We start from the raw sequence: 20,447 nt of genomic DNA on the forward strand, positions 1-20,447 counted from the left end.
CGCGCCCCCGCCCGGGCGCTGTGGAGAAGGTGAACGACGTGACTTCTACGAGCCCCCTGCTGCAACGATCGGGCGCCGTCGCGGCGACCGGACCCGACGAAGGAGTCGCCTGGCACTACGGCGACCCCGTGGCCGAGCAGCGCGCCCTGCAACGCGGCGGCGCCGTCGTCGACCAGTCGCACCTCGGCATCGTGCGCGTCGCCGGACCGGACCGGCTGAGCTGGCTGCACTCGATCACCTCGCAGGACCTCGAGCACCTGCGGCCGCGCCGGTCCACCGAGCTGTTCGTCCTCTCGCCGCAGGGCCACGTGGAGCACGCTGCCGGCGTCGTCGACGACGGCGAGGCCACCTGGCTGATCACCGAGCACGACTCCGCGCCCGGCCTCGCGGCCTGGCTCGAGCGCATGAAGTTCATGATGCGCGTCGAGATCGAGGACCTGACCGGCCGGTACGCCGCGATCGGCGAGGCGGTCGACGCCGAGGGCACCGACGACGAGCCCATCACCTGGAACGACACCTGGCCGCACGTGGTCGGCGGCGGCACGCGGTACGGCCCGCCCGAGGACGAGCACCCCGGGGCGGACCGGGCCTGGCGGCTCGTGCTGGTACCCGCCGAGTCGCTCGCGGACGAGGTCGCGGCCCGTGAGGCGGCGGGCTGGCGGCTCGCCGGCACCTGGGCGACCGAGGCGCTGCGCGTCGAGGCCTGGCGGCCGCGGCTCGGGCGCGAGGTCGACGAGCGGGCGATCCCGCACGAGCTCGACTGGCTGCGCACCGCCGTGCACCTGGCGAAGGGCTGCTACCGGGGGCAGGAGACCATCGCACGCGTGCACAACCTCGGCCGGCCGCCGCGCCGGCTCGCGTTCCTGCACCTGGACGGTTCGGGTCACGTGATCCCCGAGCCCGGCGCCGAGGTGCGCCTGCGGCCCGAGGGCACGGCGGACGAGACCGCCGGCGGCACGCCGGGCAAGGTGGTCGGGCGGTTGACCTCCGTCGCGCGGCACCACGAGCTGGGGCCGGTCGGCCTGGCCGTGCTGAAGCGCAGCGTGCCCGAGGACGCCGGGCTGCTGGTCGTCTCGGAGGCCGGCGGCCAGGTCGTCGAGGTGGCCGCGGCGCAGGAGACCGTGGTCCCCGGCGAGGGCTTCTCGGCAGATCGTCCGGAGTCGCGCGGGAAGCTCACCCCCGGCCTGCGCGGGGGCGACGGACTGCTGTGACGCAGCGACGGCCTTGAGCGCGCTGCCCGGTCCCGCGGACGCCATGGTGCAGCGGGCGCTGCGCCTCCTGCTGCTGCGTACGCGGGTGCGGCAGGGCTGGACGCGGGTGCGGTCCGGGCTCATCCCGATCGGCCAGGCCGCCGCCGCGGCGGGGCTGGCGTTCCTGATCGCCACGCGGCTGCTCGGGCACGAGCAGCCGTTCTTCGCGCCCGTCGCCGCCTGGCTCTGCCTGGGATTCTCGGCGCAGCGCGACCTGCGCCGGGTCGCGGAGATGGCGGTGGGGGTCGCGGTCGGCGTGGGCATGGGAGACCTGATCGTGCACCTCATCGGGTCCGGCTGGTGGCAGCTCACGGTCGTGCTGTTCACCTCCGCGGTGCTGGCGCGCTTCATCGACTCCGGGCCGCTGCTGGTCATGCAGGCCGGGGCGCAGGCGATCATCGTGGTGGGCCTGCCGGCGTTCTCGGGCGGGCCGCTCGGGCGCTGGACGGACGCGCTGGTCGGCGGAGCCGTCGCGCTCCTGGTCGCGGTGCTCGCGCCTGGCGACACTCGGCGCCGGCCCCGGGCGCTCGGCGAGCGAGCGCTGACCGAGCTGGGCGAAACCCTGGAAGGGCTCGCCCGCGGGATGCGCGAGCGCGACGCCTCCGACGCGCGCGCCGCCCTCGTGCGCGGCCGGGCGTCCGAACCGGTGCTGGAGGAGTGGCAGACCGCCGCCCGCAGCGCCAGTGACCTGGCCCGCATGAGCGTGGGCCGCCGCCACCGGGAAGAGCTGGGCCGCCTCGAGGAGCAGGCGGTGCTCACCGACCGGGCGATGCGGTCCGTGCGCGTGCTCGCGCGGCGCACGGCGGCCGTCGTGGGCGCGGAGGAGCCGCACGACCTGAACCCCGTCGCCGACCGCGTCGAACGGTTCGCCGCGGGCGTCCGGCTGCTCGCGTCCGACGTCGGCCGTGGCGGCTCGGGCGAGCACGCGCGGAACGTGCTGGCGGACGCGACGGCGCTGGCCGACCCGCACGCCGTCGGCTCCGGGGACTGGCAGGTGCAGTCGCTGGTGATGCTGCTGCGCTCGCCGCTCGTGGACATCCTGGAGGCGGCGGGCGCCGGCCCGGAAGAAGCGCGCGAGACCCTCCCGGAGCTGTAGGCGGGTGCCGTTCCGGCGCTGGACTGCTACGACGTCGAGCCGCGCCCTACGCGGCGCGGTCTACAGGATCACCAGCCGCCCGACCACGAACACGAACATTCCGGTCACGGCGACCGGCACCGTCGCCGCCGCGAGACCGGCGAGCCTGCCGCGCAGCGCCGGCAGCCGTTCGAGCAGCAGGTGCAGGCCACCGACCACGATGCCTGCCACGGCGCCCGTCCAGGCCCCGCTGACGGTGTCCATGCCTGACAGCACCGTCGCCACCCCGGCCCCCGTCACGACCGCCGCCACGACCGCCATCGCGAGCGCCCGCCACCCCTTCAGGGGCAGCGCCGCCGATGCGGCGGCGATGGCCAGCGCGAACGCGGCGGTCGCCACGAGCATCGCCCCGGCCTCGGTCCGCGCGACGGCCACCCAGCCGGCGGCGCACACGGCGACGACGATCCCGGTCACCGTCCCCGTCAACGACTCCGTGAGGTGCCGGCGCCCGTCGCGGCGCATCATCTCGGACAGGAACGCCAGCACGATCGACACGGCGAGAATCGTGGGCAGGTGCCGCAGCACGGGCTCGCTCACCGTGTACCAGGTGGCCGCCGTCGCGCCGAGACCGGCGAGCAGGACCACGAGCAGGGAGCCGCCCGGCGCGGGGAGGCGCAGCATCCGGGGCCAGCCGAGCGAGACCAGCACGACCAGGAGCCCGGCCATGGCGGCGAGGGCCAGCGGGCGGGGCTCGACGTACGCTGCGGCGGCCACGGCCGCGGCGAGCACGGCGGTCGTCACGGCACGGGATGACACAGACACGGTCCAGAGTGTTCCAGATCGCCGGGCCCGGAAGGACGCAACACCCGCTTCACCACCCGGTCACAGGGCACGACCCGCACGATCGTGTCCAAGAAAAGGGCGTGTAACATGCACGCAACAAGCAACAAGGCAGACTTCCGCAGAGCCTGACCGGCGAGAGGAGGTACGTCGATGGCAGAGCTGTTGATCCTCACACCCGCCAACGGCGGATCGGCTGACGTGCTCCCAGCCCTGGGGCTCCTGTCGCATCGTGCCCGTGTGCTGCCGATGGAGCCGTCCGCCCTCGTGGACGCTCCGGACGCCGATGTCGTTCTGCTGGACGCGCGCCGTGACCTCGTCGCGGCCCGCACCACCTGCCGTCTGCTGCACGCCACGGGGCTCACGGTCCCGCTCGTGCTGGTCCTCACCGAGGGCGGCCTGACGGTCGTCACGCACGAGTGGGGTACCGACGACCTGCTGCTGGAGACCGCGTCCCCGGCCGAGGTCGAGGCACGCCTGCGCCTCGTCATCGAACGGTCGGCGCACGGCCCGGCCGAGGAGTCGCAGCAGGAGATCGCCGCGGGAGAGCTGGCGATCGACGCCGGCGGCTACACCGCGCGGCTGCGCGGCCGTCCGATCGATCTGACCTACAAGGAGTTCGAGCTCCTCAAGTACCTGGTGCAGCACCCCGGCCGCGTCTTCACGCGCGCCCAGCTCCTCCAGGAGGTCTGGGGCTACGACTACTACGGCGGGACCCGCACGGTGGACGTCCACGTGCGGCGCCTGCGCGCCAAGCTCGGTCCGGAGCACGAGCAGCTCATCGGCACCGTGCGCAACGTCGGCTACCGGTTCGACCCGCCCAAGGAGCGCACGCCCGAACCCGAGGACGAGCCTGCGGCGGCCGAGCCGCCCGCCGAGGACCCCGCCACGACCACAAGCATCGACGACGGCCCCGCCACCACGACCACTGCCACCACCACGGATCCGACCGCGGAGACGAAGCCCGCCCCGGCGGCCGGACGCCCCGCACCGCGCACAACCCCGCAGTCCGGCCGGTGAGCAGTCGGAAACACGGTGGACCTCGCGGCCCGCGCGGGGACGTCGGTCCTCGCGGCCGCGAGGTGAGCGCGGTGCCGCGCCCGCAGGTCCGTCGCTGAGCGCAGCGCCTCCCCCGCGGGCCTGCGGGGCCCACGAGGGCTCACCCCGCGGGCCCGCCGTTCTGCGCGTAGGTTCGGAGGGTGACCACGGCGTCCCGGGTTCCGGCCGCTCCACCGAGCGATATCGACGTCGCGCTGCCCGAAGGACCGTGGCGGCACGAGATGGTCGCCTCGGGCGGGTCGCGGTTCCATGTCGCGCTCGCCGGCCCTGCGGACCGCCTCGCGCCGCTGGTCGTGCTCCTGCACGGGTTCCCGCAGTTCTGGTGGGCGTGGCGGCACCAGATCCCCGCGCTGGCCGAGGCCGGATACCGGGTGGCCGCGATGGACGTGCGGGGCTCGGGCGCGTCGGACAAGCCGCCGGGCGGGTACGACGTCCTGGCCCGCGCGGCCGACGTCGCCGGCGTGGTCCGGTCGCTCGGGCGCGATCGGGCGGTGGTGGCCGGGCACGGCACGGGCGGTGTGCTGGCCTGGGCTGTGGCGGCGCTGCATCCGGAGGTCGTGGCGGGCGTCGCGGCGCTGGGGGCGCCGCACCCCGCGCGCGTCGTCGTCCCCGGGCGGGCCGCGCTCACGCCCGTCGCGCTGCGGCATCTCGCCTTCTACCAGCTCCCTACGCTCCCGGAGCGAGGGCTGACCGAGGGAGGCCTCGTCGCCCGTGTCCTCGCGCACGGCGCAGCGGTCCCGTTCGCTCGTGACGACGTCGGCCTCTACCGCGACGTCGTCCGCATCCCGTTCGCGGCGCACTCCGCGATGGAGGCGCTCCGGTGGGCGGTGCGCTCGGCGTCGCGCGCGTCCGGGCACCGGCTGCGCGGGGCCGTGCGGCGCCCGCTGAGCGTCCCGGCGCTCCAGGTCCACGGGGCCCTGGACGGCCTGGTGCGGCCGGAGACCGCCGACCTCGACGCGGCCCGCCTGGTGCGGGACTACCGGTACGACGTCGTCCCCGGCGCGGGGCACTTCCTCCCGGAGGAGGCCCCGGCGGAGGTCACGGAGATCCTCCTGGCCTGGCTGGCAGACGTCCGCCTCGCCTGACGCCCCCGCCCGACGCCCTCGCCCGGCAGCGCCGGGCGGGCAGAAACGCCTCGGCCGGCGCTCCGCTCCCGGTGGTGATCAGCGCGGCCCCGAGGTGCGGACCAGCCGGGCCGCGGCGACCGGGTCCTGCTCGCCGGTGCCCGACGACGGGCACCAGCGGGCCACCGGACAGGCACCGCAGGCCGGCCGCTTCGCGTGGCAGACCCGCCTGCCGTGCCACACCAGGTGGTGGCTGAGCATCGTCCAGTCCTTGCGCGGGAAGAGCTCCCCGACCGCGTGCTCGACCTTCACCGGGTCCTCCTCGGTGGTGAGGCCGAGGCGTCGCGCCAGCCGCCCGAAGTGCGTGTCGACCGTGATCCCGGGGACCCCGAACGCGTTGCCCAGCACCACGTTGGCCGTCTTGCGCCCCACGCCCGGCAGGGTCACCAGGTCCGTCAGACGCCCCGGGACCTCGCCGCCGAACCGCTCGACCAGCGCCGCGCCGAGCCCCATGACCGCCTTCGCCTTCGACCGGAAGAACCCGAGCGGCCGGAGCATCTCCTCCAGCTCGTCGGGGTCGGCCCCGGCGTACGCGGCGGCGTCCGGGTATCTCGCGAACAGCTCGGGCGTCGCGGCATTGACCCGCACGTCGGTGGTCTGCGCGCTCAGGACGGTGGCGACCAGCAGCTCCAGCGGCGTGGTGAAGTCCAGCTCGGCGCGCGCGTCCGGGTAGGTCTCGGCGAGCACCCGGTCGATGCGCCGTGCCCGGCGCACGAGGGTGAGCCGGCTCTCCCCGGTCGGGGTGCTGTCCGGCAGGCTGGCGGTGTCCGACGACGTCACGCCCGCCAGACTAGCGCCCGACGGCCCTCATCCGCGGACGCGAAGTTTGCGAAAATTTCCGTGGGGTTGCAGGAACTGTCGTGCCAGGTTCACGGCATAGGCTGGACGACGCTACGACGTCGTATCGGGAGAGCACAGAATGCCGAAGACCCATCACCTCCGCGTCTACAAGAGCGCGGAGAACCTCGAACGCTCCGGGCAGCTGGCCTGGAAGCTGGCCGAGCTCGCGACCGACCCGGTCGCGCCGACGCCCGAGGTCGTCGACATGGTCATCAACCGCGTCATCGACAACACGGCCGTCGCGGCGGCCAGCCTGACCCGGGGGCCCGCCGTCGCGGCCCGGGCCCAGGCCGTCGCCCACCCCTACAGCCCGGGGTCGACCGTGTTCGGCCTGCCGGCGGACCGCAGCCACAGCCCCGAGTGGGCTGCCTGGGCGAACGGTGTCGCCGTGCGCGAGCTCGACTTCCACGACACGTTCCTGGCCGCCGAGTACTCCCACCCGGGCGACAACATCCCGCCGGTCCTCGCCGTCGCGCAGCACGCCGGCGCGGACGGCGCCGCCCTGCTGCGCGGCATCGTCACCGGCTACGAGATCCAGGTGGACCTGGTCAAGGCGATCAGCCTGCACAAGCACAAGATCGACCACGTCGCGCACCTGGGCCCGAGTGCCGCCGCCGGCATCGGCACGATGCTGGGCCTCGACACCGAGACCGTGTTCCAGGCGATCGGCCAGGCTTTGCACACCACGACGGCCACCCGCCAGTCCCGCAAGGGCCAGATCTCCACCTGGAAGGCGCACGCGCCCGCGTTCGCGGGCAAGCTGGCCGTCGAGGCGGTCGACCGGGCGATGCGCGGCCAGACCTCTCCCGAGCCGATCTACGAGGGTGAGGACGGCGTGGTCGCGTGGCTGCTGGACGGCCCGGACGCGAGGTACGACGTCGTCCTGCCGGCCGCGGGCGAGCCCCGCACCGGAATCCTCGACACTTACACCAAGGAGCACTCGGCCGAGTACCAGGCGCAGGCGATCATCGACCTGGCCCGCGCGCTCGGCAACGAGCGGCCCGACCTGCGCGACCCGGCGAGCATCGCCTCGATCGTGCTGCACACGAGCCACCACACGCACCACGTGATCGGCTCCGGCGCGAACGACCCGCAGAAGTACGACCCGACCGCGTCCCGCGAGACGCTGGACCACTCCGTCCCGTACATCTTCACGGTCGCGCTGCAGGACGGCGGCTGGCACCACGTGGACTCGTACGCGCCGGAGCGCGCGCAGCGGGCCGACACCGTCGCGCTGTGGCACAAGGTCACCACCACCGAGGACCCGGAGTGGACGCGCCGCTACCACTCCACCGACCCGGCCGAGAAGGCGTTCGGCGGCCGCGTGGAGATCACCACGACGTCGGGCGAGACCGTGACCCGCGAGATCGCCGTCGCCGACGCGCACCCGCTCGGCGCCCGGCCGTTCGCCCGCGAGAACTACGTGGCCAAGTTCCGCACCCTGGCCGAGGGTGTCCTGGTGGAGGCCGAGGTCGCGCGCTTCCTCGACCTGGCCGAACGTCTGCCGGAGCTCACGCCGGCCGAGGTCCGCGAGCTGACGATCGTCGCCCGTCCGGGCCTGCTCGACGACACCGAGGCCCCGCGCGGCCTGTTCGACCTCGCCGGGACCCCGATGGCGGAGGCCACGACCGGTCCCGTACGCGGCGCGGAGGCGAGCTGATGCTGTTCAGCCGCGTCACGCCCGCCGCCAAGCGCCGCGCCTTGCGCGAGGCGCTCGCCTCGGGCGAGATCCTGCGCCTTCCCGGCGCGTTCAACCCCCTGTCCGCGCGCCTGATCGAGGACAAGGGGTTCGACGGCGTGTACGTGTCCGGCGCCGTCCTGTCCGCGGATCTCGGGCTGCCTGACATCGGGCTCACCACCCTGTCCGAGGTGTCCGGGCGGGCGGGCCAGATCGCCCGGGTCACCGACCTGCCCACGCTGGTCGACGCGGACACCGGGTTCGGCGAGCCGATGAACGTCGCACGCACGGTGCAGACGATGGAGGACGCCGGCGTCGCAGGGATGCACCTCGAGGACCAGGTGAACCCCAAGCGCTGCGGCCACCTGGACGGCAAGGAGGTCGTGGAGCTCAGCGAGGCGGTGCGCCGCGTGCGGGCCGCCGTCGACGGCCGCCGCGACCCCGGCTTCCTCCTCATGGCCCGCACCGACGTGCGCGGCACCGAGCCGGGCGAGCGCGGGCTGAGGCTCGCGATCGACCGGGCCAAGGCTCTGGCCGACGCCGGTGCCGACGCGATCTTCCCCGAGGCCATGCAGGACCTGTCCGAGTTCGAGGCCGTGGCCTCCGCCCTCGACGTGCCGGTGCTCGCGAACATGACCGAGTTCGGCAAGTCGGAGCTGTTCACCGTGCAGCAGCTCGGCGACGCCGGGGCGCGCATCGTGATCTACCCGGTGACCCTGCTGCGGATGGCGATGGGCGCGGCCGAGCGTGCGCTGGAGACACTGAGCGTGCAGGGCACCCAGACCGCCGTCGTCGACGAGATGCAGACGCGGACGCGGCTGTACGAGCTGGTCGACTACGCGGGCTACAACCACTTCGACTCGACGGTCTTCACGTACGAGCCGGGACAGAACAACCAGCACTGACCGCACGCCGGGCGGACCTGCCGGGACCCTGACCGGGGCCCGGCGGCCCGGCCGACGGAGAACCTCACGAAGGAGTGAATGATGACCGCAATCCCCACGAGCGAGATCCGCAAGGGCCTGGCCGGTGTCGTGGCCGACCACAGTGCGATCTCCAAGGTGAACCCCGAGACCAACTCCCTGCTCTACCGCGGGTATCCGGTGCAGGAGCTGGCCGCGCGCACGAGCTTCGAGGAGGTCGCGTACCTGCTCTGGCACGGCGACCTCCCCACGCCCGCGCAGCTCGAGGAGCAGACGTCCGCCGAGCGCGCGGCCCGCGGCCTGCCCGAGAACATCCGGGCGGCGATCCTGGAGCTGCCGGACGACTGCCATCCGATGGACGTGTGCCGCACCGCGGTGTCGATCCTCGGCGCGCACGACCCGCAGGCCGAGGACTCGTCCGTGGAGGCCGAGCTCGGCAAGGCGCTGCGGCTCTGGGCGGTCCTGCCGGCCGTGGTGGCGCTGGACCAGCGCCGACGGCGGGGCCAGGAGTTCGTGCCGCCGCGCGACGACCTGGGCTACTCGGCGAACTTCCTGTGGATGGCGTTCGGCGAGGAGGCGGAACCGGCCGTCGTGAAGGCGTTCGAGGCGTCGATGGTGCTGTACGCGGAGCACTCGTTCAACGCGTCGACGTTCACGGCGCGCGTCATCACCTCCACGCTCGCGGACCTGCACTCGGCCGTGACCGGTGCGATCGGTGCCCTCAAGGGCCCGCTGCACGGCGGCGCGAACGAGGCGGTGCAGGAGACGTTCGAGGAGATCGGTACCGCTGACAAGGCGGTGGCGTGGCTCGACGACGCCCTCGCGACGAAGCGCAAGATCATGGGCTTCGGACACCGGGTGTACAAGAAGGGCGACTCGCGCGTGCCGACCATGCGGGCCGTGCTCGCGCGGATGGTGGAGCACTACGGCACGCCCGAGGTGCTCGACCTGTACGACACGCTCGAGCAGGCGATGGGCGAGCGCAAGAACATCAAGCCCAACCTCGACTACCCGGCCGGCCCGGCCTACCACCTGATGGGCTTCGACACCAACATCTTCACGCCGCTGTTCGTCGCTTCGCGCATCACGGGCTGGACCGCGCACATCATGGAGCAGCGTGCGTCGAACGCCCTGATCCGTCCGGTGTGCGAGTACAACGGGCCGGAGGAGCGGCAGGTCCCCTGACCTGCGCCGTGCCGCCGCACGACACACGACGACACGCGTCGGTCGCGGGATTTCGCGGATCGTGCGGCACACTGGTCACTAGAAACAACACACGGACTTCGGGACGTCGCGCGCGGCGATCACCGCGCGCGAGGTCCCAGTCCCCGAGGAGTGAGGACACCACTGGTGGACGACGAGGTCGTACTCTCAGCACCCCTGTTCGCGGACATGGAGAGCGGTGAGTCCCGCGCGCTCTTCGAGTCGATGGTCCCGGTGGACCTGGTTCGTGGCGACGTCCTCTTTCGCGAGGGCGAACCCGGTGACCGGCTCTACGTCATCGCGTCTGGCAAGATCAAGCTCGGTCGGCGTTCTGCCGACGGCCGCGAGAACCTGTTGTCGATCCTGGGGCCGGGCGAGATGTTCGGCGAGCTGTCGCTCTTCGACCCGGGCCCGCGCACGGCGTCGGCGTCGTCGGTCTCGGACGCGCTGGTGTACGAGCTGCGGCACGACGCGCTGGTGAAGTGGATCGGCGAGCACCCGACCGTCTCGATGCAGCTGCTCGGCGCACTCGCACGGCGCCTGCGCCGCACCAACGAGACGCTGGCGGACCTGGTCTTCTCCGACGTCCCGGGCCGTGTCGCCAAGGCGCTGCTGGACCTCTCGACCCGGTTCGGCGAGCCCAACGACGACGGCGTCCGCGTGGCCCACGACCTCACGCAGGAGGAGCTGGCCCAGCTGGTCGGCGCCTCCCGCGAGACCGTGAACAAGGCCCTGGCGGACTTCGCTACGCGCGGGTGGGTCCGGCGCGAGGGGCGCGCCGTCGTGCTGCTCGACATGGACCGGCTGGAGCGGCGGGCGCGCTGAAAACCGACCGCCGGGCACTCGTGGCGCCAGCCCTCCTGGGCTGGCGCCACAGTTGTTCCCCGCTTGCCCTACCAGACGAGCGCCAACGCCCAAACGGCAGCCAGGATGCTGAATCCGATCGCCGCAGCACGCCATGAGGAGCGCCAGATAGAAATGCCGACCACTACTGGAACAGCCGCAAGCACGAGCCCGATGACCGCAAGCGTGACGGCTGTACCCGGTGCCGAGTCGGTGCAGGTGATGAAACAACCCGATGATTCCGAGGCAACACCGAGGGCGATCGCTGCGACGGGCAGGGCGACCAGCCCAGCGACACCGGCCGCTGCGACGATCGCCCACAGCTTTCGGCGCTTCTCCGGGTCAGGGTGTGCCATGGAGGGCTCCGGATTCATTTGAGTTCCCGGCCGCAGCGTTCGATTCGGGGATACATTGGCTACTTGGGGCATCTGGTTCCAGGAAGAGCACACATGAGAACGCGTCAGCGTATGCGACGACTCCGAGGTCGTTCGGATGGACGCTCGCCATGCTTGTCGGGTCGGCCGGATCACCGTCGCCTTGCTTAGTGAAGACGAGGGAATTTATCCAACGCTCGGATGGGTCAGTGCACGCATGATGCGGTCCGTCAGCTTCAAAGTACTCTTCGACGAACGCAGCACGGATATCGATACTCAATAGATTACGCAGCTCCAGAGCAGAATACTCTAGCTCCTCTCGAAATTTTCTTTGAACTGCCCTCACCGCATCGACCTCGGTCGCGCTCATCAGCGAGCACGGAATTTCCTCAGTAACACCTTCATTGTCGAAGAGCATTGGGTAGGTCCCGAGAACAACCGTCGCATTCGGCGCCCGGGAACTAATGTCGAGGATCACTTCTTCGATCCGTGGGATCGTATGATCGGACACAAAGGCTTGAGCGCCGACGAGGGGCTGCTGACCCGCACACTGCGCCCAGCTATCTGGAGAGGCGTATTTCTCGTAGACGCAGTTCTTGACGATCCCTGCAAAGAGGCCACCGTCGTTGCCCCCAATCGTCAGAAGGACATAATCGGTATCCTCACTGAGGACGCCGGACTGGGTCTGCCGGACTTCACCATACTGAGGCCGTCCCGGCTTCTCGCCAAGCTGTGGCGTAAACCAAGGCACATTCGGCGTGAGACTCCAGTCCTCATCAGCGAGGTCAACAGTTCGAGCCCCGGAACAGGCGACGAACCCCAGTTCAAGTTCTTCACTCCACGAATCGGCAGCCTCGCCAGAGTAGTTTGTCACTCCCGGGATCGCAAGCTTCCGCGCCCACGCATCCGGGCTACGGCGACACGAGTTCTGCCAATCGCTGTCTTCGGTCCCCTTGTATTCTGCCCCAATGTTTGTCTCGGGGTAGTACCCCGCCGAGCCAGATTCGGCAGCGAACCCAGTGCCTTCACCAGCGGCATAAGAGTCGCCGAGGACGGCGACATCGACCGGCTCTTGAGCGAGCGGCTGGAACGCGACAGCATCCCAGGCGACGTCTTGTGTGCCTTCACCGTCGGCGGTGATGTTCGATAACGCCACGCGGGGAGTTCCGGTAACGCGGTATGACCCTAGCGATACCCAGTTGTTGGCCATGCGGCGCTGGTTGATGTAGCGGTCGCGGTCGACGGCGCCGTCTCCATTGAGGTCAATCTCGTAGTGGGCTTGCTGGGTGTGGGCCCCGTGGTCAGGGAGGTGGACGGCGATACGCATCCAGCCGTCGTAGGAGTGTCCGAGCGTCCAGGTTCCTTCGGCTCGGAGCCGCTCACCGGTTCCGCCTTCTTCACCCGTGCGAGTGTGGCTGAAGTAGAAGTGACCTTGCCAGCCGGCGCCGATCTGGTGGATATCTTTCTTGGGTGGGAAGCTGCCATCGGAGGCTTGGTTGAATCGCCAGGTGAAGGTTCCGTCGCTCGACGAACGGGCACACTGCTTCACCGACGGAACCCCGTCGGGTACGTCGTCCACAATCCAGGAGTTGGGCGGAGCGTTGTTCGTCGTTGCCGACCCCGTCTGGGAGCAGTTGGGCGAGTAGGAGCGCTGGTTCTCTTCCTCGTCATAGGCGTTGCTGTGCGGGTTGGTCTGGGTGCCATCCTCGTATGGGTCTTCGTCGCCGCTCCAGACACCCGGGAACCGGATGAAACCGAGCCCACAGGTAGTATTCGCTCCGTCGGCTGGTGCGCAGCCGTCTTTCCAGCTGGCTGGCTCGTGATACCAGCAGTGGTAGTCGTAGATGTCCCCGGATTCGCTGTAGCAGGGCCCCGGAACCTCGGGCGCACCTGGTGGAGTGTAGACGTCCCCGACGTGGCCCTTGTCGCACTCGTTGGTTTCGTCACAGAAAAGGTCCAGCGGCGGCTTCGGGCTCATGGAGTAGTCCCATGTGCCGGATCCGGTATCAACACCTTCCTTGAAGGTGTCATGGGTCCATTGCGCAGGTCGGAAACCTACTGCGGTAGTGCCGACGCCGTCGATGAGTTCGCTGGACCAGGCGGCGAACCCGATACTGCGTTCGGGGTAGGGCCATAGGTTCGGGGTGCGGCCGTCGTCGAACGTGTTCCGGTTCAGGAACGGGTGCCTGTCATACGGGTACTTCGGGTTGGCAGGGTTGTTGTGCCAGCCCAAGCCCCACGCGCCCAGGTTTTCGTCGGCATCGGCTTCGCTGTAGAAGCCGCTGTTGTAGGCCCAGAGAGCGTAGAACCAGTTCTCGACCCTGCGGGGATTTCCGTCGTGGAGGAGCATGCCCGCGTTGTAGGTCTGGTTCCACTTCTCGATCAGGATCGCTGCGCCGGCCTGGATGTTCGCGACGTAATCGACCGCGATCGCGTTCTGCTCGCCCGTATCACGGTTGTCGCCGAGTTCCATGCCGTCGGTGACTTGCATGACCCCGTACCCGCAGTCCACGTCAGCGAAGGCGATGTCCCAAGAATCGGTCACTCCCCAGTAGTTCCCGATCAACGGATTGCCCGTGACACCGGGCACAGCGCTACGAGCAGCCTGCTGCATGTTCGACTCGCTCATCGCGATTCCCAGGAGGATCTGCGGCGGGATATCGGCCACCGTGCCTGGTCCGGCGAGGGCGGGCAGCGGGACGAGATCGCTGGGGACGTACTGGGGCATATCTACTCGGGTACGCCATTGGTCACGCCCTTCAGGGTAGAACGCATGATCCAGGGTTCCTTGGACTAGTTGATCCACCGCCCACTCCACCTGCCGCGGACGCGGCTGCATCGCCTGCAACCGCGGGTCGCCACGCGTGACCGCACATCCCCGTTCCGGACCATCCACCAGCTCCTCGGACACCATGCCCGCGGTGGCTGATGTGCCGAGCGCCGGGGACAACTCGCTCCCCGTGGCGAGGGCTACTTCTTCCTGAGGCGTCCGCCTGGCCCCCTCAACGGTTTGCGTGTCCGTAGCGTCAGCATCCAGGACCACACCCAGGTCCCTGCTTGCCTCTCTGGCCGGGACCTGCATCGTCAGACGTGCCTGGCGTGGCAGTTCCGGATCAGCAATCCGACTGTGCCGCATGGAGCCAGACTCCCCTTCCGCAGGCTTGAACATGCGAGAACTGCTCTGATCGTTCCACCCGACCTTACTGAGAAAGACCTTCCCACGGGTGGATCCGTTCACGCGCACGCCGGAAGCGACCTGCGGTCGGCGGGTCATCCCCGGCGGCATATCACCGAGCACTTCGCTGTCACCGACCAGGGTGCCTTTGCTGTGCGCCAAGGGTTCCAGCCCCATTCCGTGCAAGGGGCCGCGCGCAAACACCCGGGCACGTTCAAGTTCCGTGTCAGGAGTCGACCTGAGCTGGTCCCTCGACAGACGCGACGCTGCCACCAGATCCTCCTCCGAGCCGGGTACATCATCGGCAGTCCGAGCGCCAGAAGGCGGAGCGCTATCGACATTCGTCGAAGGCATCGGCCGCCGCGGAGAGGCCGCGACATGCCGGCCGCCCTGCGGGCGTGGGGCGGCCATGAAACTCAGGCCACCTTGGCGATCGAGCGTCAATGAGTACGGCGTCGATCCAGCCGCTGCGAGCGGCACCACGTCGCCCTCCGAACCGATGCGCGAGATATACGAGCCGGTGGCCGCCACCGAGACGCTGCTGGACAGCGGGATTGCAGAGGTGATCTGTCCCGTCAACGTCACCTGGTGATCGATCCGACCTCGATCGGCATCAACCGTGACCAAGTGCGTGTCACCACGATCGTCAGCAGCCCGAGCAGCGGTGATCACCGCCCGATCATCCGCCCCACAGCCCGGATTGAAGTACGCCAGAGAAGCCGTTACAGCCAGCTTGGTCGCCTCACCCGAAGCCAGATCCACGATCGCAGCCAGTCCCCCGCGGTCGAACAGGTCAGGGTCGTTCACGAACGACCGCGGCGCATACACCACTACCGCGTACCGGCCCGAGGACGTCACACACGCATTGCCGACCCACTCGTCGGTCTCGATGCCCGGCTCGGACAGCGTGACGGTCACCCCCCACTCGTACCCCGACGACGCCGACGCCGTCAGCACATGAAACCCGTGATGGTCGCCCACCGTCGCCCACGCCACGTCGTCCGACGACGCCCAGCCCCGCGGCAACACCTCGGCACGCTCTGCCTCCGGCACCGCACGCAGGAGTTCCTCGACCTGTACTGGCTCTGACTCGCCAGCCGCCTGACCCTGTCCGGAGGTGCCAGGCGCGTCGTCGGCTGCCGTAGCGGGAGTGAGGCCTGCGGCCACCAGCGCGAGGGTCGCCAGCGCACCAGCCACTCCCCCGATGGCCCGTCGTCGCGGAGTCCAGGGGGCCGGCCACGCCACTCGGCCCCGGGATGGCAAAGGATTGGGAGAGCGCATGTCGGCACCTACCCTGGTCTGGGTAACAAACACGGACAAGCCCGGACGCTAGCCGAGCTTCATCGCACCAGACAGGCATGACCGACACATTTTATGGATCATGAAAAACCTGCGAAGTCACCCTGACCACTTCGACCAGCTCAGCCATACACCAGACCATCTGGCCGAACGATCGTTGATTTCACCCGCGAAGCGCCTTGCCTACCGAATGGTCGCTCTGTGACGATTTGAGCACACAGATCCGTGGCGGATTCGTCAAGTCCGCGCCAAGACGGCAAGGAGCCATGGTGCCCACCATCCCTCAACTCCGCTCATTGATCGCGGTGAACGAGCACGGCACGACGACGGGAGCAGCTCGGGCCGAGAACTGCGCGCCAAGCACGATCAGCACCCACACCAAGCGCCTCGAACGCTTCCTCCGAGCACCCTTGTTTACACGAGCGAACGGCACGTTCACCGCCACGGACGTCGGTCGCGAAGTAGTCCGGCATGCTCAAGCCATCCTTCGCGCCTACGACTCGATCAAGGCACTGCGCGACCCAGACCGGACCAAACAACCAAACTGAGGGACTCAGTTTGACAGGCTCGACCCTCCCCACGCGTCCTTCGTTGCGACGCCGATGAGGAAGTGGGGAGGCGTCCGCGGACGCCTCCCCACTTCCTCGCTCTGAGCCCGTCAGGTCTACCGGGACATCATCACACCACGTCGCCGAACCTCGCTAATGATCAACGACCTACCGCGTCCAGGCGGTCTGCCTAAAACCAGAACATTGTTCAGCTGCCGTACCGCTGAAGGAAGCGCTACACCACTTAATGTATTTCCCTCTGTGAGCCATGTTCGTCCAACCGGTACCGCAGCCGATCCCTTGGTAGACAGACCCAAGGTAGTGCTTGCTGGAGTCGTACCAGTTCAGCTTGACGGCGCTATTGCAATAGTAGCCGCCCGCCGGACTCGACCCGCGCACCCAGTAGGCCTTGCAAGTGGTCGACCAACGTAGTTCGACGACCGTTCCCGAACCGGCGCCCTGAGTGGCCGTGAACGACGAGATCGTGCGGTTATCCGTGCAGTTCTGCCCGGTCGGCGACTTTAGGTGACACGAACTGCCTACGCATCCTGCCGCATAAGCCAGATCCGTGGTTGACACGGCCTGAAGTGGAATTCCGATCCCAAACGCCAGCACGAACGCCAACAGCGTTCGCACCACCGCAGTCGATCGAATACTAGATGGCATCGACGCACCTCCTCTTGGGTAGAATCAACCTATCCAAGGACGCCATCCGCTATCAAGAGATCTCGGACTTTGTTCGCAGATCGAGAATTTCTAGGCGGCGAACTACAGGCATCTTCCTCATCGCGTGCAGGCCACGATGAGCGATCTTCGCCTGCGACGACGCTTCAGCTCGCCGTGGCCGTGAGGGTGAGGAGGGTGGCTTCCGGGCGGCAGGCGAAGCGGAGCTGCCAGTACGGGGAAGTGCCTGCACCGGCGGAGACATGGAGCCAGGTCGAGCCCTCGCCGCCGTCCTCGTCCGGACGCGGGCCCGGCCAGCCGTGCAGGCCGTACGCGCGACCACGGTCCAGGTCGCAGTTCGTCACCAGGGCGCCGACGCCCGGCAGGCAGAGCTGCCCGCCGTGGGTATGGCCGGCGAAGACGAAGTCCACGCCGTCGTCCCGGAGCTGGTTCAGGACGCGCTGATAGGGCGCGTGAACGACGCCGACGCGCAGCAGCGGGTCCTGGGCCGACGGCTCGGTGTCCGCGGCGTGCGCGCCGATGCGCGGCTCCGGCATGACATCACGGTCCAGGTGCGGGTCGTCCATACCCACCAGGTCGAGCACTCGGCCGTCACGCAGCGTGATCGCGTCCCGGCGGTTCGTCAGGTCCGCCCAGCCGGCCTCGCGGAACGACTTGGCCAGGGACTCCGTGGGCAGCGGGACGAGGTCGTCGCGCTGCTCGCGGGCGTCCGGCAAGAGGTAGCGCGCCGGGTTCTTGAACGCGGGTGCGAAGTAGTCGTTCGAGCCCATCACGAACGCGCCCGGCACCTCCATGAGCGGCCCCAGGACGTCGAGCAGCGGCGCGAGGGAGCGCAGGTGCCCGAAGTTGTCACCCGTGTTGACGACGACGTCGGGCGCCAGGTCCGCGAGCGACCGCACCCACTCCTGCTTCGTGCGCTGCGACGGCGTCAGGTGCAGGTCGCTGAGGTGCAGCACCCGGACCGGGCGCTGCCCGGGCGGCAGGACCGGCACCGTGGCGCGGCGCACCGTGAACAGCTTGGACTCCAGGTGCGCGTACGCGATCCCCGCGGCGGCGGTACCACCGATCGCGGCGAGCGTGGTCAGTGCCGTGTGAGCGGCCATGGGTCAGCCGTTCCCCTCGTTGCCGCCACCGCCGTTGCCGCCGTTGCCGCCACCACCGTTGCCGCCACCACCGTCGTTGCCGCCGCCGTCGCCGTCGCCGCCGGAGTCGTCGTCACCCTTGGGCGGGGCAGGCGCCTGGCCGACCAGGTTCGGGTCCGCGGGCGGGAAGTTCACCACGGGCATGCCCTTCATCGCCTCGGTCATGTAGATGTCCCAGGCGGGAAGTGCGAGCGAGCTGCCGTACAGCCAGGGATACGACTGCCCCGGCTTCTCGTAGTTGTACTTTCCACCGTTCACCAGGATGTTCTGGTGCGGCTCGTCACCCCGGGCCTTGCCCACCCACACCGAGGTGGAGAGGTTGGGCGTGTACCCCGTGAACCAGCTCTGATACCCGTAGCTCGTGGTTCCCGTCTTGCCGGCAACAGGACGTGTCGCGGCGAACTTGTCCTTGGCCGTCCAGCCCGTGCCCCACGGCTCCCCGGTGAACACCTTGGTCATGGCGAAGGCCACCGTGTTGGCGACGTTCGGCTCGAGCGTCTCCTTGCAGCCTGCCTGGGGCACGGGCAGCTCCTTGCCGCCACGCGTCTCCACCGAGGCGATCGCGATCGGCTTGCAGTACGTGCCGCCGGAGGCGAACGTGGAGTAGGCCGCTGCCTGGTAGATCGGTGTTGTCGGCTGGGTGCCGAGGGCCATCGGCGCGACCACTTCGATGTCTCGGGGTGTCGCTTCGCCCTGGATGGGACGTCCACCGTCGGCATAGCCCTGCAGCGTGGGCCGGTAGCCGACGTCGTAGGCGGACTTGCGGATCCCGCAGAGACTGAGCTGCTGCGACATCCGCGCATAGACGGTGTTGACCGACTGGTAGGTGGCCTGCGCCACCGTCATCGAGCTGCTCGAAGCACCCTCCGCGTTGCTCACGCTCCAGGCCTCTCCCCCGAGCGATGCGCCTTCGCAGTCCGCGGAGAACGCGCTCTGGGGAAACGAGACGTTGGTCGCCGGGAGGACATCGTTCAGCTGGTGCCCGGTACGTAGCCACTCCGTGAGCACGAAGGGCTTGAAGTTCGATCCAGGCTGGAACCCCGTCGACCCGCCATGCAGGTAGTCCGCCGAATAGTTCACCGCCGTATGCAGCGGCTCGGGCTCCTCGCCCGCGTCGTACGGCTTGTTCTGCGCCATCGCGAGAATTTGCCCGGTCCCCGGTTCCACGGAGGTGACCGCCGCATCCAGGCCGGTCGGATCGGTGGTCGGTACGACCTCGTTGATGGTCCGTGCCGCCGCCTTCTGCTTCTTCATGTCGAGCGTCGTCACGATGTCGAGGCCGCCCTGGTAGAGCAGGTTGTAGCGGTCGTCCCGGGTCTTGCCGAACTTCTCGCTCAGCAGGAACTCCTTGATGACATAGTCGCAGAAGAACGCCGACCCCGCGGGCGCCTCCTCACAGCCGAGCTGCAGCTTGCGCGGGTTGAGCGTGTCCTCGATCGGTGTTTCCTTCGCCTTCTCGTACTCCTTCTTGCTGATGTAGTTGAGCCCGTACATCTTGTTCAGGACGATGTTGCGGCGATCCTGGTTCGTGTCCGGGTTCGCCAACGGGTCGAAGCGGCTCGGTTCCTTCGTGATCCCGGCGATCGTGGCGGCCTCGACGATGCTGAGCTCGGACGCGTTCTTGCTGAAGTAGCGCTGCGCCGCCACCTGGACCCCGTAGACGCTCACCCCGAACTGCGCGACGTTCAGGTATCCGTTGAGGATCTCGTCCTTGCTCATCCTCTTCTCGATCGCGATCGAGAGCTTGGCCTCGCGGATCTTGCGCTGGATGGAGTCCTCGCGAGCGTCGAGGATGCCGAACGGGTCGTCCTCCTTGAGCGCTTCCTCGATGAGCGAGTTCTTCACGTACTGCTGCGTCAGCGTCGACGCGCCCTGCTGCGCGGCTCCGGAGGCGTTGCTCACGGCGGCGCGGGCGATGCCCTGCGGGTCCACGCCGTTGTGGTCGTAGAAGCGCTCGTCCTCGATGGCGACCGCCGCGTGCTGCATGGGCTCCGAGATCTTGTCGAGCGGCACCACGATGCGGTTCTGCTCGTAGACGGAGGCCAGCAGCGTCTTCCCGTCGCTCGCGAAGATGCGGGACTGCTCCGAGAGCGGCGTGAGCTCCAGCTCGTCGGGCACCTCGTCGAACAGCTCCACGCCGGCGTCCACGGCCGTGTCCGTCCCGGCGGCCAGAGGAATCAGCATCCCGGCACCGATGAGTCCGCCGGCACCGGCGGTGAGGACGAAGGCGAGGAGCAGGGCGATCAGCTGCGTCGCGGGGATCTTGCGCGTGATCCGCCGCTGCTCGGAGTTCAAAGGATGGGCCGACGACATGCGCCCAGGGTAGTGGGAGACGCTGAGAATGCGGCCTTCTCAGGGCGCTGCCGTGTGCGGGTCGTGTGTACGGTGCG

The 20,447-nt window shown here is 69.3% G+C and carries 14 protein-coding genes and 1 pseudogene; 9 read left to right on the forward strand and 6 right to left on the reverse strand.

Annotated features, from left to right (window positions below):
• Positions 1-38 precede the first annotated feature (38 nt).
• Together ygfZ and ACYU96_RS16065 are read left to right on the forward strand one after the other, a co-directional pair.
• Positions 39-1,211 (forward strand): CAF17-like 4Fe-4S cluster assembly/insertion protein YgfZ, encoded by a 1,173-nt coding sequence (ygfZ, locus tag ACYU96_RS16060; protein WP_460755615.1) that lies wholly within the window; start codon positions 39-41, stop codon positions 1,209-1,211.
• A 13-nt stretch (positions 1,212-1,224) separates the two neighbouring features.
• Complete coding sequence (locus tag ACYU96_RS16065; RefSeq protein ID WP_460755618.1) at positions 1,225-2,346, forward strand: FUSC family protein; 1,122 nt, start codon at positions 1,225-1,227, stop codon at positions 2,344-2,346.
• 60 nt (positions 2,347-2,406) lie between these two features.
• Here ACYU96_RS16065 and ACYU96_RS16070 read toward each other — a convergent pair whose 3' ends face one another.
• Entirely contained in the window at positions 2,407-3,147 is a 741-nt protein-coding gene (locus ACYU96_RS16070) for a hypothetical protein (protein WP_460755621.1), read from the reverse strand.
• A 171-nt stretch (positions 3,148-3,318) separates the two neighbouring features.
• Between ACYU96_RS16070 and ACYU96_RS16075 the strand changes: the two are divergent.
• Both ACYU96_RS16075 and ACYU96_RS16080 read left to right on the forward strand, forming a co-directional pair.
• Positions 3,319-4,026, forward strand: a pseudogene (locus ACYU96_RS16075) (winged helix-turn-helix transcriptional regulator); the annotation flags it as partial.
• 338 nt (positions 4,027-4,364) lie between these two features.
• A complete protein-coding gene (locus tag ACYU96_RS16080; protein ID WP_460755623.1) occupies positions 4,365-5,309 on the forward strand; it encodes an alpha/beta fold hydrolase in 945 nt (314 codons plus the stop codon).
• Between the two features lie 78 nt (positions 5,310-5,387).
• On the opposite strand, the gene nth is transcribed toward ACYU96_RS16080, so the two are convergent.
• Positions 5,388-6,128, reverse strand: coding sequence for an endonuclease III (gene nth, locus ACYU96_RS16085; RefSeq protein WP_460755626.1), 741 nt, complete (start codon positions 6,126-6,128; stop codon positions 5,388-5,390).
• A 139-nt stretch (positions 6,129-6,267) separates the two neighbouring features.
• Between nth and ACYU96_RS16090 the strand changes: the two genes are divergently transcribed.
• From ACYU96_RS16090 to ACYU96_RS16105, 4 genes are all read left to right on the forward strand, one after another.
• A complete protein-coding gene (locus ACYU96_RS16090) occupies positions 6,268-7,848 on the forward strand; it encodes an MmgE/PrpD family protein (RefSeq protein ID WP_460755629.1) in 1,581 nt (526 codons plus the stop codon).
• Positions 7,848-8,771 carry a methylisocitrate lyase gene (gene prpB / locus ACYU96_RS16095; RefSeq protein ID WP_460755631.1) on the forward strand — a complete coding sequence of 308 codons (924 nt, stop codon included), beginning with the start codon at positions 7,848-7,850 and terminating at the stop codon, positions 8,769-8,771. Before ACYU96_RS16090 ends, prpB begins: the two co-directional genes overlap by 1 nt.
• Before the next feature lie 90 nt (positions 8,772-8,861).
• Positions 8,862-9,974, forward strand: a complete 1,113-nt coding sequence (locus ACYU96_RS16100) for a bifunctional 2-methylcitrate synthase/citrate synthase (protein WP_460755900.1) — start codon at positions 8,862-8,864, stop codon at positions 9,972-9,974.
• A 165-nt stretch (positions 9,975-10,139) separates the two neighbouring features.
• Positions 10,140-10,817: a Crp/Fnr family transcriptional regulator gene (locus ACYU96_RS16105; protein ID WP_307816059.1), complete on the forward strand. Its 678-nt coding sequence runs from the start codon at positions 10,140-10,142 to the stop codon at positions 10,815-10,817.
• A gap of 68 nt (positions 10,818-10,885) precedes the next feature.
• On the opposite strand, the gene ACYU96_RS16110 is transcribed toward ACYU96_RS16105, so the two are convergent.
• Both ACYU96_RS16110 and ACYU96_RS16115 read right to left on the reverse strand, forming a co-directional pair.
• A complete protein-coding gene (locus ACYU96_RS16110; protein ID WP_460755634.1) occupies positions 10,886-11,191 on the reverse strand; it encodes a hypothetical protein in 306 nt (101 codons plus the stop codon).
• The gene (locus ACYU96_RS16115) at positions 11,178-15,551 is read right to left on the reverse strand and encodes a golvesin C-terminal-like domain-containing protein (RefSeq protein WP_460755637.1); all 4,374 of its coding nucleotides are present in this window, start codon (positions 15,549-15,551) and stop codon (positions 11,178-11,180) included. Before ACYU96_RS16115 ends, ACYU96_RS16110 begins: the two co-directional genes overlap by 14 nt.
• A gap of 398 nt (positions 15,552-15,949) precedes the next feature.
• On the opposite strand from ACYU96_RS16115, the gene ACYU96_RS16120 reads away from it, so the two are divergent.
• Positions 15,950-16,231 (forward strand): LysR family transcriptional regulator, encoded by a 282-nt coding sequence (locus ACYU96_RS16120; RefSeq protein ID WP_460755640.1) that lies wholly within the window; start codon positions 15,950-15,952, stop codon positions 16,229-16,231.
• Positions 16,232-17,061: 830 nt separating this feature from the next.
• Here ACYU96_RS16120 and ACYU96_RS16125 read toward each other — a convergent pair.
• Entirely contained in the window at positions 17,062-18,018 is a 957-nt protein-coding gene (locus ACYU96_RS16125) for a metallophosphoesterase (RefSeq protein WP_460755642.1), read from the reverse strand.
• Between the two features lie 3 nt (positions 18,019-18,021).
• Entirely contained in the window at positions 18,022-20,370 is a 2,349-nt protein-coding gene (locus ACYU96_RS16130; protein WP_460755645.1) for a transglycosylase domain-containing protein, read from the reverse strand.
• Positions 20,371-20,447 lie beyond the last annotated feature (77 nt).

Source organism: Myceligenerans cantabricum (assembly GCF_054777735.1).

Excerpts from the sequence above, each read along its gene's own strand:
- ACYU96_RS16090 (WP_460755629.1), top strand. The coding sequence starts at position 6,268 with ATGCCGAAGACCCATCACCTCCGCGTCTACAAGAGCGCGGAGAACCTC.
- prpB (WP_460755631.1), top strand. The coding sequence starts at position 7,848 with ATGCTGTTCAGCCGCGTCACGCCCGCCGCCAAGCGCCGCGCCTTGCGC.
- ACYU96_RS16110 (WP_460755634.1), bottom strand. The coding sequence starts at position 11,191 with ATGGCACACCCTGACCCGGAGAAGCGCCGAAAGCTGTGGGCGATCGTC.
- ACYU96_RS16120 (WP_460755640.1), top strand. The coding sequence starts at position 15,950 with ATGGTGCCCACCATCCCTCAACTCCGCTCATTGATCGCGGTGAACGAG.
- ACYU96_RS16125 (WP_460755642.1), bottom strand. The coding sequence starts at position 18,018 with ATGGCCGCTCACACGGCACTGACCACGCTCGCCGCGATCGGTGGTACC.
- ACYU96_RS16130 (WP_460755645.1), bottom strand. The coding sequence starts at position 20,370 with ATGTCGTCGGCCCATCCTTTGAACTCCGAGCAGCGGCGGATCACGCGC.